The organism is Arhodomonas sp. KWT2, assembly GCF_041949875.1.
GTDB lineage: Bacteria > Pseudomonadota > Gammaproteobacteria > Nitrococcales > Nitrococcaceae > Arhodomonas > Arhodomonas aquaeolei.
This window is the reverse complement of sequence record NZ_JBHFPQ010000038.1, coordinates 83837-96069: the sequence shown is the minus strand read 5'-3', so window position 1 is coordinate 96069 and position 12233 is coordinate 83837. Positions and strand designations below refer to the sequence as shown.

17 protein-coding genes are annotated in these 12233 nt (G+C 69.9%); 8 read left to right on the top strand and 9 right to left on the bottom strand.

The genetic code is table 11. The features are described from left to right. Positions 1-37: 37 nt before the first annotated feature. On the top strand, positions 38-655 hold the full coding sequence (locus tag ACEZHJ_RS06650) for an NYN domain-containing protein (protein ID WP_018717139.1): 618 nt from the start codon (positions 38-40) through the stop codon (positions 653-655). Positions 656-676: 21 nt separating this feature from the next. Here ACEZHJ_RS06650 and ACEZHJ_RS06645 read toward each other — a convergent pair whose 3' ends face one another. Together ACEZHJ_RS06645 and ACEZHJ_RS06640 are read right to left on the bottom strand one after the other, a co-directional pair. Further along, on the bottom strand, positions 677-1336 hold the full coding sequence (locus ACEZHJ_RS06645) for an energy-coupling factor ABC transporter permease (RefSeq protein ID WP_163139212.1): 660 nt from the start codon (positions 1334-1336) through the stop codon (positions 677-679). Positions 1337-1494: 158 nt separating this feature from the next. After that, positions 1495-1692: a DUF2892 domain-containing protein gene (locus ACEZHJ_RS06640; RefSeq protein WP_018717137.1), complete on the bottom strand. Its 198-nt coding sequence runs from the start codon at positions 1690-1692 to the stop codon at positions 1495-1497. 102 nt (positions 1693-1794) lie between these two features. On the opposite strand from ACEZHJ_RS06640, the gene ACEZHJ_RS06635 reads away from it, so the two are divergent. After that, positions 1795-2457, top strand: coding sequence for a Crp/Fnr family transcriptional regulator (locus ACEZHJ_RS06635; RefSeq protein WP_163139211.1), 663 nt, complete (start codon positions 1795-1797; stop codon positions 2455-2457). Here the strand turns inward: ACEZHJ_RS06635 and ACEZHJ_RS06630 are convergent. Further along, a complete protein-coding gene (locus tag ACEZHJ_RS06630) occupies positions 2433-3071 on the bottom strand; it encodes a class I SAM-dependent methyltransferase (protein ID WP_163139210.1) in 639 nt (212 codons plus the stop codon). The genes ACEZHJ_RS06635 and ACEZHJ_RS06630 overlap by 25 nt on opposite strands. Before the next feature lie 189 nt (positions 3072-3260). Here ACEZHJ_RS06630 and ACEZHJ_RS06625 point away from each other — a divergent pair, with 189 nt between their 5' ends. Then, positions 3261-3788, top strand: a complete 528-nt coding sequence (locus ACEZHJ_RS06625; RefSeq protein WP_163139209.1) for a macro domain-containing protein — start codon at positions 3261-3263, stop codon at positions 3786-3788. A 10-nt stretch (positions 3789-3798) separates the two neighbouring features. On the opposite strand, the gene ACEZHJ_RS06620 is transcribed toward ACEZHJ_RS06625, so the two are convergent. Then, entirely contained in the window at positions 3799-4167 is a 369-nt protein-coding gene (locus ACEZHJ_RS06620) for a DUF6164 family protein (protein WP_018717133.1), read from the bottom strand. Positions 4168-4339: 172 nt separating this feature from the next. Between ACEZHJ_RS06620 and ACEZHJ_RS06615 the strand changes: the two genes are divergently transcribed. After that, positions 4340-4897 (top strand): DUF4332 domain-containing protein, encoded by a 558-nt coding sequence (locus tag ACEZHJ_RS06615; protein ID WP_163139208.1) that lies wholly within the window; start codon positions 4340-4342, stop codon positions 4895-4897. A gap of 96 nt (positions 4898-4993) precedes the next feature. Here ACEZHJ_RS06615 and ACEZHJ_RS06610 read toward each other — a convergent pair whose 3' ends face one another. Further along, positions 4994-5500: an NUDIX domain-containing protein gene (locus ACEZHJ_RS06610; RefSeq protein WP_163139207.1), complete on the bottom strand. Its 507-nt coding sequence runs from the start codon at positions 5498-5500 to the stop codon at positions 4994-4996. After that, positions 5497-6042, bottom strand: coding sequence for a type 1 glutamine amidotransferase domain-containing protein (locus ACEZHJ_RS06605; protein ID WP_018717130.1), 546 nt, complete (start codon positions 6040-6042; stop codon positions 5497-5499). The genes ACEZHJ_RS06610 and ACEZHJ_RS06605 overlap by 4 nt, the downstream gene beginning before the upstream one ends. 155 nt (positions 6043-6197) lie before the next feature. Between ACEZHJ_RS06605 and ACEZHJ_RS06600 the strand changes: the two genes are divergently transcribed. Continuing rightward, positions 6198-6401 (top strand): hypothetical protein, encoded by a 204-nt coding sequence (locus ACEZHJ_RS06600; protein WP_018717129.1) that lies wholly within the window; start codon positions 6198-6200, stop codon positions 6399-6401. Between the two features lie 8 nt (positions 6402-6409). Here ACEZHJ_RS06600 and ACEZHJ_RS06595 read toward each other — a convergent pair whose 3' ends face one another. Beyond that, a complete protein-coding gene (locus ACEZHJ_RS06595) occupies positions 6410-6763 on the bottom strand; it encodes a hypothetical protein (RefSeq protein ID WP_018717128.1) in 354 nt (117 codons plus the stop codon). A 158-nt stretch (positions 6764-6921) separates the two neighbouring features. Between ACEZHJ_RS06595 and ACEZHJ_RS06590 the strand changes: the two genes are divergently transcribed. Continuing rightward, the gene (locus ACEZHJ_RS06590) at positions 6922-7698 is read left to right on the top strand and encodes a dienelactone hydrolase family protein (protein ID WP_018717127.1); all 777 of its coding nucleotides are present in this window, start codon (positions 6922-6924) and stop codon (positions 7696-7698) included. Continuing rightward, positions 7695-8435, top strand: coding sequence for a tRNA (N6-threonylcarbamoyladenosine(37)-N6)-methyltransferase TrmO (gene tsaA / locus ACEZHJ_RS06585; protein WP_018717126.1), 741 nt, complete (start codon positions 7695-7697; stop codon positions 8433-8435). The genes ACEZHJ_RS06590 and tsaA overlap by 4 nt, the downstream gene beginning before the upstream one ends. On the opposite strand, the gene ACEZHJ_RS06580 is transcribed toward tsaA, so the two are convergent. Together ACEZHJ_RS06580 and ACEZHJ_RS06575 are read right to left on the bottom strand one after the other, a co-directional pair. Further along, positions 8385-9308 (bottom strand): DMT family transporter, encoded by a 924-nt coding sequence (locus tag ACEZHJ_RS06580; RefSeq protein WP_375036356.1) that lies wholly within the window; start codon positions 9306-9308, stop codon positions 8385-8387. The genes tsaA and ACEZHJ_RS06580 overlap by 51 nt on opposite strands. A 2-nt stretch (positions 9309-9310) precedes the next feature. Beyond that, positions 9311-10648, bottom strand: a complete 1338-nt coding sequence (locus tag ACEZHJ_RS06575) for an MATE family efflux transporter (RefSeq protein WP_259201952.1) — start codon at positions 10646-10648, stop codon at positions 9311-9313. A 217-nt stretch (positions 10649-10865) separates the two neighbouring features. On the opposite strand from ACEZHJ_RS06575, the gene ACEZHJ_RS06570 reads away from it, so the two are divergent. Continuing rightward, positions 10866-12197, top strand: a complete 1332-nt coding sequence (locus ACEZHJ_RS06570) for a uracil-xanthine permease family protein (RefSeq protein ID WP_018717123.1) — start codon at positions 10866-10868, stop codon at positions 12195-12197. The last annotated feature ends 36 nt before the right edge of the window (positions 12198-12233 follow it).

Genomic DNA, 12233 nt, shown 5'->3' with positions numbered 1-12233 from the left:
CGGCGACGCCTCCCCGACTCCTGTATGCTGGCGGACCATGAGCGAGCACGAACCGACCCACACCGCCCCCGGCCGCCGCCTCTGGCTGATCGATGCCAGCTACATCCACGCCGTCAACATGCAGGCCTTCGGCCCCAATCAGCGGGTCGACTACCTCAAGCTGCGGGATCTCGTCGAACGCGAGCTCGGCCCGGTCTGGCGCGGCTACTATCTCAACAGCGTGCAGAACGAGGCCCACGAGGCCCGTGACCGGTTCCACGGCTGGCTGCAGACCGCCGCCCCGGCCGGGCCGAACCTGATCGTCAAGCTCTACGGGCTGAAGAACGAACGGGTGCGTAACGCCTACTGCCAGGACTGCGGCACCAAGGTGGACCTTGCCTGTCCCCACGGCGGTGACGCCCACAACCTCGTCAACCAGCGCCAGATGGGCGTGGACGTCGGCCTCGCCACCCTCGCGCTGATCCACAGGGACCGCTACGACACACTGCTGCTGTCGTCCGGCGACGGCGATCTCATCGACGCCGTCGAGCATCTCTCGGAGAGCGGCAAGCGTGTCGAGCTGGCGGTCTTCTCGGCCGGTGTGTCCACGGACCTGCAGGCCCGTTCCGACCGGGTGCTGTGGATCGACGAGCACCGCGACGACGTCACCGGCTGACCGGGCGCGACGCGGGCGTACTCAGCGGTTGAGGTAGCGCTCGTCGTCGAAGCTGCTCACCCACTCCGGGCGGTAAGCGACGAGCATGGTCATGACTGCGCCGTTGATGAACCCCTCCGGGAACATCAGCAGCGGCAGCACCGGCAGGTAGTCCGGGGCGAGGGCGGCCGCCGAGGCGGCCGCCGCGGAGGCGAGGCCGATCAGACACAGGTAGGCCGTGCCCGCCGAGATCATCGCACCCAGGAAGGCGTTCACCCATACGTAGATGAAGAAGTGGGCCGGCAGGACCCGCTCGACCACCCTGGAGAGCGCGTGGGTGATGGCCACCGGCAGGGCGGCGCCGAGCAGCGCGCTGATACCCAGCGTCGGCCATGCACCGCCGGTGGCGACGATGGACAGCGCCGCCGCCAGCGTGCCGGCCACGATCGCGAGCCGCCAGCCGAACATCAGGGTGAGGCTGGTCATGCCCAGCAGGTGGAGCTGCAGCTCCGGGGCGATGCCGGCGCGCATCTGCCAGAGCAGCGCGACCAGCAGGGCACTGGCATAGAACACGTGCTGCAGCTCGGAGCGCTCCAGCAGACGCCACGGCGCACGCCGCACGGCGGCCACCAGCAAGGCGGCCAGCAGGGCGTTGGCGAGCCACAGCCAGGAGGCGGGAAAGAGGTCCGCGGGAATGGTCACTTCGTCACCCGCTCGTCTGCGACGGCCTCCATTGTACTAACCTTCCCAGAGGGATTGTCAGGTGTCAGGTCGACTGACCGACGCACGACAGGACCTCTGTGAGGAGCCGATCGGTCGGCCTTCGGAGGGGGGCGGCGGACCGCCCCTCCGAAAGGGTTTCAGTGGCTGCCGCGGATGCGGCAGGTGTTGAGACCGAGCAGCCGGTAGGCCGGGCAGAAGCTGAATGCCGCGGTGGCGAGGGGGATGAGGCCGATCCAGCCCCAGGGCGTCTGCGGCCCCACGAACACCAGCGCGATCAGAATGATCCCGACAATGGCCCGTACCGCACGGTCGATAGTGCCGACGTTTGCCTTCATATCCTTATAACCTCCCTTTTTCCCATCGTCATAATGCCGGAAAATAGCGGCATCGGTCAGTGACTTTGTCACCATTGGTCGCCACGACAGGGAGGGCGTGCCGTGTCATCGACCTGGGGTATGGACTGGCTGCCGGAACTCGACAAGCGCGCCCGGCAGCGCCTGATTACCGACGGCATGGAGGTCGCCTTCGCGGCCGGTCAGCGGGTGTTCGGGCTCGGGGAGCGTTGTAGCGGTCTGCCCATACTGCACAGCGGCAGCATCCGCGTTCAGATGCTGTCCGCGGCCGGCAGCGAGATCGTGCTCTACCGCATCCTGCCGGCGCAGATGTGTACGCTGTCCATCGGCTGTCTCCTCGACGAGGGGCTCTATCACGCCACCGCCGTCGCCGAGCGTCCGAGCGAGGCACTGCTGGTGCCCCCGGCGGTGTTCGACGACCTGATGTCGGGCTCGCCGGCCTTCCGTGACATGGTGCTGCGCAGCTATGGCGCGCGATTGCAGTCGCTGATGCTGCTGGTCGAGGAGCTTGCCTTCCGTAGGGTGGATGCGCGTCTCGCCGAGCTGCTTGTGGACCGTGCGGAGGCGGACACGGTACGGGCCACCCACCAGCAGCTCGCCACCGAGCTCGGCACCGCGAGGGAGGTGATCACCCGACTGCTCGGGGATTTCGAGCACGCCGGCTGGATCGAGCGCCACCGCGGCTGGCTGCGTATCGCTGACCCGCAGGCGCTGGCACGGCTCTATGCCGGGCCGGAGACCGCCTGAGCAGGACGCGCGACGACGATCCGGAACAGCCCGCCGAGGCCGGCGGGCTCGTCATGGACGCGCTCGAGTCCGGCGGCGTTCAGCAGCGGGCCGACGCGGCGGTTGAGGCCCGTGGCGAGGACGGTCGCCAGTGGGTCGAGGGCACGGCGCACGAGCCCCGGCCGGGCGTCGTCGGCGAGAAACTTGTCGAAGATCACCACCCGCCCGCCGGGGCGGAGCACCCGCGCCGCTTCCCGGATACAGCCCACCGGGTCCGGGATCACCGCCAGTATCAGGTGCAGAAACACCACGTCGAAGCTCGCGGGCGGGAACGTCAGCGCCGCGGCATCCATGACCCGGGCGTCCACCTCGCGCCCGGCGCGGCGGGCGCGCCGTCGCAGGCGGGCGATCATCGCCGGGGTGATGTCCACCGCGGTCACCGGAGTGTCTGTGGGGATTGCCGTCAGGTCTAGGCCGCTGCCCGCGCCGGAGAGGAGAACCCGTTCGCCGGGGACCAGGCCGGCGAGCGCTACGGCGCGACGGCGCTGGCGCGCGAAGCCGCCGGCAACGGTATCGTATATCGGGGTGTAGACGGTATACCGCCAGCGGTTCCAGCGGTTGGTGTTGATGGGCATCGGGCGTCTCCCTGCCGGTGTGATCCCGGCACGCGCGGGTTGACGGTGCGCGGGCTGCCGCCACAGTGTGCCGTACGGACCGGGTCATTGGCACGGTCGTCCCCGCGGGGCCGGCGCCGTCGCCGCCGCCGGCGGACGCCGGGTCCCGGTGACCGGGCCGATCGCACAGACAGGCACGGAGGATGGGTCATGGCCACAGGAGACGGTAAGGTCCAGATCGAGTGCGTCGTCGGCGACATCACCCGCCAGCCGGATATGGACGCTGTCGTCAACGCCGCCAATGCCCGCCTCATGCCGGGCGGTGGTGTCGCCGGGGCCATCCACCGCGCTGCTGGCTCCGGCCTCGCGCAGGAGTGTGCGCCGCTGGCGCCTATCGCCCCGGGCGAGGCGGTGATGACCGGCGGTCACGGACTCCCGAACCCGCACGTCATCCACTGTCTGGGTCCGGTGTACGGCCGCGACACGCCCTCGGACGAGCTGCTGACGCGCTGTTACCGCCGGGCGCTGGAGCTGGCCGACGACGCCGGACTGGCGTCGGTCGCCTTCCCGGCGCTGTCCACCGGTGCCTTCGGTTATCCCATGGCGGAGGCCGCGCCGGTGGCGATGCACGCGGTCCGTGAGGCCGCCCGTGGACTCGTCTCGGTACGGCGCGTGCGTTTCGTGCTCCCGGACGAACGGGCCCGGGAGATGCATCAGCGCGTGCTGGATGCGGTCTGAGCACCGCCGCTCAGGGCAGTGCCAGATCCAGGAAGGGCTGGGTCGAGAGGTAGAGGATGAGCGCCGCGGCAGCACAGTAGAAGAGGACTGCCAGCGGCCGGCGCCGCGCGCGCTGCCAGAGGGTGTCGGCCTCGCCGCGTGCGAGCCGCTCGCGGTAGTCGTTGCGCTCCCGGCGCTGGCGCTCGGCCTGGTAGTCGGCGAGCAGCGCCCGGGCCCGTTCCAGATCGTCGTCGTCCTCCAGCCAGATCGCCCCCATGGAGATGCCCCAGCGGTTGGGCTCGGTCTCGAAGTAGGGGATGCCGTTGGCCTCGAGCATGCCGCGCAGCTCCAGGATCTCGTCGTCGGGGACGTCGCGTAGGTTGATCAGTAGACGGGACATGTTCGGCGGCTATCCTGCAGGTGTCCGACCGCGGGCAGGATACGCGATGGGCACGGGCACGTCTGCGCCCTGGTACCCAGCCATGCGGATCGGGTCGACGGTTTTCGTTTGCTGCACTGCATCGTCCCGGTTAGATTGAGCGGGGATCGGGTGACATAGGCAGGAGGTTGCCATGTGGACGGAATGGCTCAAACGCTGGATGGAGATGGTGTTCTGGTGGCTGCCGCGGATCGACGAGGCCCCGGAGTCGAAGGGCCGCGAACGCTCGGCGCAGGCGACGCCCACGAGTTCCCGGGGCGGGAGCGAGACCACGGCGAAACGGCAGGGTGCCGAGGCACCGGCAACCCCGCAGGCGCCCCGCGCTTCCGCCACGCCGGCAGGCGGGCAGGGGGACGGCGAGGCCGCCAGCGCCGAGGGTTCGCCGAAGCCCGCGTCCGCACCGGCAAGTGCTCCCACCTCGGCGGGTGCCCCCGACACCGGTGGCGCGGATGCCAACGCGGCGACCGGGCAATCCCCGGCGAACCCTGGCGGTAGCGCGGACGACCTGACCGCCATCAAGGGCATCGGTGCGGCGGTGCAGAAGCGCCTTGCCGAGCTTGGCATTCACTCGTTCCGCGATCTGGCGGACACCGACGCCGCACGGCTGACCGAGCAGCTCAAGGCACGGCAGATGGTCGTTTCCCAGGAGCGGGTGAACGGTTGGGTCGCGGCGGCGCGCGAGCGGTTGTAGGCCGTCCCTCTGCGGCCGGGGCGCCCGTGTGACGGTGTGTCAATGAACCTGCCGTCCGGGGGCCGGGCGGCGGCGGGTGGCCGGTGCGCCCGGTGTTCAGGTGCACAGGCCGAGCAGGCGGTCCAGCGCCGCACGGTGAAGATGGTGCAGCGCCTCGCCGTGCAGCTCGGCGAGGGGCAGCCACAGCACTTCATGGCCGTGCTCTTCGGGCGGGTGGAGCGTTGGCTCACCGCTCAGCGGGATCAGCCGGAAGGTCTGGTCGTAGTGCCAGTATTCGTCGTGGTTGGCCGCGTAGTAGCGCGTCTGCATGGCGATCTCGGCGGTGGCGGCCAGTTCCACCCCCGCAACGCGCACGCCCGCCTCTTCCCGCAGCTCCCGCTGCAGGGCCCTGGTGGGGTCCTCGCCGGGGTCGATACCGCCGCCGGGCAGCTCCAGCCAGTTGCCGCCCGGCGGGCGCACGAGCAGTACCCGGGCGTTGCAGGTCAGCACCCCGTGGATCCCCGCCCGTGTCCGTGGCGATTGTCCGGGCGGACACCGCCGGATGCCGCCGCGGTGGTCGACGAACAGGCGTTCCGGGGCGCCCGGGTGCGCGCCGCCGCTCATCGGGGGGCACCCCCGGCTGCGCCGGTGCTCCGCGCGATGATGGCACGGCAGAAGGCACCGAGGTCCGGGGGGTGGCGGGAGGTGACCAGATTGCCGTCGGTGACCACCGGCTCATCGACATAACGGGCGCCGGCGTTGACGAGATCGTCCCGGATGGACCAGAAACCCGTCAGCTGCCGGTCCGCCACGACCCGTGCGGAAATCAGCACCCAGGGCGCGTGACAGATGGCGGCGACCACGTGGCCCTCCGTATCCGCCCGGCGCACGATCTCCAGCATCTCGCGGTGGCGGCGCATGCGGTCCGGTGCATAGCCCCCGGGCACGACGACGATGTCGAAATCCTGGCTCGCCGCTTCCGCCGACGCGATGTGGGCCTCCACGGTGCAGCCGTGCTTGCCGGTATAGGTCGCCTTGCGCGGCCCCACGACGATGACCTCAGCGCCTTCCTCGGCGAAGCGGTGCAGCGGATAGAGCAGCTCGATGTCCTCGAACTCGTCCTCGGCGAGCAGGCAAACGCGCTTGCCGGCCAGTAATTCGCTCATCGCTGGCTCCTTGATGGGGTGAATGGGACTACCGTCTCTCTGCCCGGATGGGATCGACGCCACCGCAAATCAAGGTCGTTATTCGAACTCCGCCGCCGCGGGCGGGTACACTGCCGCACTACGGGCCATGCGACGCATTGGAGGGGGAACGGATTATGACGGATTCCACCCAGGACGAAGGCGCGTGGGAGGAAGGCCCGACCACGCTGGATGCGGCCGCCGACTATGCTCACCATATCCGCGAGCGGCTGAATGCCCTGCCGGTGGCGGACGACGGCAGGGCGGACCTCGACGAGGCCCTGCGGCTGCTCGACGTCCTCGAGGGCTACCTGCAGCTGCTCCAGCGCCAGACCGGCTAGCGCGGGGGTTAACGGTCGTCTGGCCCGCGCATGTCCATGGGCGGGTCGATCGGCGGCGGCCCGACCTTGGACTGTGCGTAGATCTGCCGGACGATGTACCACACGCCGATGACGAAGGCGACGAGCGCGGCGATCCCCGGCCAGCCGTAGTCGGTCTCCATCGGCAGCGCGGGGCGCAGCGGGAAGACGTAGAACAGCCACAGGGCGGCGCCGATGCCGAACCAGCGGCCGGCGAAATCGCCGCAGTGGTCGCGGCACCAGCGCCGTCGTGCGGCGAGCGTAGCGGGGTCGTCGGGTACCGGCATGCGTGCGAGGTGCCAGCCGGCGAACAGCCAGCTTGCCAGGCGTTGACGGTGGGTCATGGCGGCCTCCCTGTCATCCCGGCGGCGCAGTCTGCCGCCCGTGCATGGTCGCGGCGCAGCGGCCCGGAGCGCCCACTATACTCCAGCAGGGACAGTCTGGCCGAGTCCCGCAGGACTGCAATCTCTGCCGGCACAGACGACGTGCCACGGGAGGCCGTATGACGACGATCCGCAGTGTCATCACCACCCTTGCGCTCGCCGCCGCGTGCCTGCCGGCCGTCGCGGTGGCCGACATCGTCGGCGAGGACGTTTCCTACCGTTCCGGCGATACGCGCTTCGAGGGCTACTATGCCCGCAATACGGCGTTGCCGGGGCCCCAGCCCGTCGTGCTGATCATTCACGACTGGGACGGGCTCGACGACTACGAGCGCACCCGGGCGCGGATGCTTGCCCGGGCAGGCTACGCGGCGTTCGCCGCGGATCTCTACGGTGCCGGTGTACGCCCGCAAACGGTGGAGGACGCGCGCGCCCGGAGCGGCGAGCTCTACGGTGACCGCGCCCTGATGCGCACGCGCGTGAATGCGGCCGTGAATGCCCTGCGCGGTCTGGAGGGCGTGGATCCGGAACGGGCCGTCGCCATCGGTTACTGCTTTGGCGGCTCGGCGGTGCTGGAACTCGCACGCAGCGGGGCAGACATGCAGGGATTCGTGACTTTCCACGGTGGTCTAGGCACGCCGGAGGGCCAGGATTACGCCGATGTTCGCGCCCCGGTGCTGATCCTGCACGGCTCCGCCGACCGGGCCTCGCCGATGAGCGACGTCGCTGCGCTGGCCGGCGCCCTGGACGCCGCGGGGGTCCCGCACCGGATGGAGATCTATGGCGGCGCCCCGCACGCCTTTACGGTCTGGTCCGGCGAGCGTTACCGGCCGGAGGCGGACATGGCGTCATGGGATGCCCTCCAGGGCTTCCTCGCCGAGCGGCTGGGGAGGCCGTGAACGCCGTGACCCTGACCCCGGTAGGCCATATCCGCGGCGACTTCGCGGAGAAATTCGGCACGCCTCGCCAGCCCGGCCTGGTGCCCTCGGCGAGGGCGTTCATCGAGCTCGAGCCGCCCTACGACGATCCCCAGGCCCTGCGCGGTCTGGAGGCCTGCAGCCACGTCTGGGTGATCTTCGGCTTCCATCTCAACCCGCTGCGGGAATGGTCGCCGACGGTGCGCCCGCCTCGGCTCGGCGGTAACCGCCGGCTCGGGGTCTTTGCCACCCGCTCGCCGTTTCGGCCCAACGGGCTGGGGCTGTCGGTGGTCACTCTGGATCGCGTGGTGGATATGCCCGGACGGCGCGGGCTTGCCATCGCGGGGCATGACCTCGTCGACGGCACGCCGGTCTACGATATCAAACCCTATATCCCTTACAGCGACGCCATCCCGGAGGCGTGTCCGCCGGTGCGCTTCGACGAGGCACCGGCGCCGATGCCGGTGCACTTCGCCGCCGAGGCGGAAGCGGCGCTTGCGGCGGCCCCGGCCGGCCTGCGGCGGCTTATCGCCGAGACCCTGGCGCTCGATCCCCGGCCGGCCTATCGGCGTGGCGAGCAGAACCGCGTCCATGGCGTGACCCTGGCCGGTCACAACGTGCTCTGGACGGTTCAGGGCGGGACCCTGGTGGTGCTGTCGCTGGAGATCTCAGCGCCGCCGTCCGACACCGGTGACGCGCAGCACGGAGGCGGTGAGTAGCACGGCGCCTGCCATGCCCCACGGGCCGAGGGCCTCGCCGAGCAGGGCCCAGGCAAGCACGGCCACGACAAGTGGCTCCAGGGTGACGATGATGGTCGAGGCGGTGGCCGGCGTGACGCGCATCCCCTGAAAGAAGGCGATGTAGCCGACGAACGTCGGGACCAGGGTGATGTAGACCACCGCAGCGAGACCGGTGACGGTCAGTGGTGCCGCGGCGGAGGCGCTCCATGCCGCCGCCGGAGCGAGGGCGATGCCGCCGACGGCGAAACCGAAGCATGCGCTCTGCAGGGGGTGGCAGTAGTGGCCGGCCCGGCGTGAGAGCAGTGTGAAAAGTGCGTAGACCAGTCCCGCCGCGAGCGACGCGGCCACGCCCCACCAGAGCATCGGACCGGCGGTGATGGTCTCGCCAAAGGCGACCACGAGGACGGTGCCGGTGATCGCCCCGACCATACCCTCCGCAGTGCGCCGGGTCAGCGGCTCGCCCAGCACGACGCCGGCGAGCACGGCGGTAATGACCGGCGCGGAGCACAGCGTCACCAGGGTCGCGAGGCCGGCGCCGACCCAGCTCACGGCGGTGAGATACAGGCCCTGGTAGGCGGCCTGTGCCAGACCCAGGCCGGTGATGAACGGCCACGCCGTGCGTGCCGGCACGATGCCGTGCCGGCCGCGCAGCACGGCGATGGCGACCAGGAACAGCGGCGTGACCAGCAGGAGACGCACGCTCCCGAGTACCAGCGGTGGCAGTGCCCCCGCGGTGAATGCCAGTCTCGCAACGATGCTGGTGGTGCTCCACAGCCCCGCGGCGGTGGCGACCAGCGCCGCGCCGCGGAGTGAGGCGCCATCCCGGCCGTCCCCGGTGCGTGCGCCCGGCATCCTCAGGCGCTCGCGGGTTCCGGCCCGCGCAGCCGGGCCATACCCGCGCGATAGAGGGTAACGGCGGTGGCGCCGGCGGCGAGATTGCCCGCCAGGGCTCCGGCGAATGCACCGGTCAGCCCGACGAGCTGGGCACCGACCCAGAGTGCCGGCAGGTAGCACGCGAAGAGTCGTAGCGCCGAGGTGATCATGGCGCGCAGCGGCAGTCCCAGTGCGTTGTTCACAGAGACCATGATCATGGTCACCCCGAGTGCCCCAAAGCTCCACGGCACCAGCCGGAGATAGGCGGCGAGGCGGTCAGCCACGGCCGGATCCGCGCTCAGCACCCCCGCCAGCGGCGTGCTCGCCAGGAACCAGATCAGCGCGAGCAGCAGCTGCCAGGCGAGCACGAAGCCCACGGCGAGGCGCACCAGCCGGCGGATCGTGACGATATCGCCCGCACCACGCAGCCGCCCGACCAGCGGCGGCAGGGACATGGTCAGCGCGAGCACGACCACGATGGAAAAGAACTCCATGCGAGTACCCAGGCCCCAGGCACCGACCGCGTCCACGCCGAAACCGGCGATTACCCGCGTGGCGAGCATTGCCGAGAGCGGTGGCATGAGCTGGCTGAGCATCGCCGGCCCGCTGATGGCGGCAATGCCGCCCAGTGCCCGCAGCACCCCCAGAACGCGCACGTCCAGGCGCAGGCACTGGCGACGGGCCAGGGCGGGGTAGACCGCCAGCGCGCCGACGCCGAAGGCGGTGAGCGTCGCCCAGGCGGCACCGGGCAGACCCCAGTCGAAGACGAAGATGAACAGCGGGTCCAGCACCAGGTTGATCAGGCTGGTGAGGACCATCCACAGTCCGGGCAGGCGGGTGTTGCCGTGGGCGCGCAGCACGCTGTAACCGAAGTACAGGAACGCCCCCATCCACGCACTGGCGAGCCACGGCGCCCAGTACCGGGCGATCAGCGGCAGCAGCGAGGGTTCGGCGCCGAGCAGGCTCACCGCCCACGAGCGCAGGAACCACAGGATCACCACCAGCGCCAGCACGATCGCGCTGCCGGTCATCACCACCAGTCCACACAGACGCTGGGCGCGCTCGGGCTCGCCGCCGCCGAGCGCGCGCGAAACCAGCGCGGTGGTGGCGATGCCGATGCCCACCTGGGTGCCGATCACCAGCTGCATGAAGGGTATGGTGAAGCCCAGGGCGGCCAGCGGGCGGCCGCCGAGCTGGCCGATGAAGGCGCTGTCCACGAGCTGGAAGCCCAGCAGGGAGAGCACGCCGAACAGCATCGGCCAGGTCATCTGGAACAGTCCCCGGCCCAGGCCGGTGCGGTGGAGTTCTTCGGGGGTCATGTCGCTCCCGGGTTGCGGTGTCGCGGCAGGATACCACCGCAGCGGGTCGGTCGGATCGCCCGGGTGTCCATGATCGGTATCAAAAATGGATACATAATTGTTGACAGGGTTGTACCCATGATCAAGGATTCCCCGAAGGCCTGTGGGGCCGCCGGGCCGGAGGGCGCCGTGCGGCAATCACAGTGACCGCCATTGCCGGAGGGGGAGAGGAGCTGTCATGAGCGAGCAGACAGAAGAAGTGCGCCCGGAGCAAAGGGGGGATGTCGATTACATGCCGCCGCTGCGGCGTGCCATTCCGCTGAGCATTCAGCACGTGCTGGCGATGTTCGTCGGCAACGTCACCGTACCGGTGGTGATCGCCGGGGCGGTGGATCTGCCGGCGGCGCAGACCACGGCGCTGATCCAGGCCGCGATGTTCATCGCCGGTGTCGCGACACTGGTTCAGTCACTCGGTGTCGGACGCATCGGCGCACGGTTGCCGGTGGTGATGGGCACCAGCTTCGGCTTCGTGCCGGTGATGATCCCTATCGCCAGTACCCAGGGACTGCCGTCTGTGTTCGGTGCGGCGTTGGCCGGGGGTGTCGCCATGGCCGTCGTCGGCCTGTGCATGCGCTGGGTGCGCTTCCTGTTCCCGCCGGTGGTGATGGGGACGTTCGTGATCATGATCGGCGTGCTGCTGCTGCCGGTCGGATTCGCATACACGGCGGGCGGTTTCGGGGCGCCGGACTTCGGCGCACCCTACCATATCGCGCTGGCGGCGCTGGTGTTCGTGATCACCGTGGGTCTGCATCAGTTTGCCCGTGGCTTCATCGCCGAGATCGGGCCGCTGGTGGGGCTGGTGGCGGGCTTCGTGATCGCCGCGCTGTTCGGACTAGTGGATTTCTCCGACGTCGCGGCTGCCTCATGGGTGTCCGTGCCGCTGCCCTGGGAGATCGGCATGGAGTTCCACCTGAGCGCGATTGTGCCCATGGTGCTGCTCTCGCTGGTCACCGTCTCCGAGTCCGTCGGCGACCTCGTGGGGATCACCGTCGGCGGGGCGGACCGGGAGCCCAGCGAGCGAGAGCTCAGCGGCGGGGTTACCGCGGACGGGCTGTCCACCGTGCTCGCCGCGTTCTGGAGTGCCTTCCCGCAGATCAGCTTTTCACAGAACGTGGGCATGGTGGCCCTCACTGGCGTGATCAGCCGTTATGTCGTGGCCATCGGCGGCGTGTTCCTGCTGGTCGCAGGGCTGTTCCCCAAATTCGGCGCGATCATCGGTGCCATCCCCAACGCGGTGCTCGGCGGTGCGGTGCTGATCATGTTCGGCATGATCGCCAGCGCGGGTATCAAGATGCTCAGCCACGTGCCGTTCAGCCGGCGCAACATGGTCATTATCGGCATGTCGCTGGCGATGGCCTTCGGCCTGCCCGAACACCCGGAAATCTATGCCGGCCTGCCGGAGAGCGCGCGCTCGATGATGGACTCGGGCCTGATCCCGGGGGCCGTGACCGCCATCCTCCTGAACCTGATCCTGCCCGGCGGATGGCGACCGGGGGACGGCGCCGGTTGAGGAGCAGGATGCCGTCGGTGACCACCCGTTGTGCAC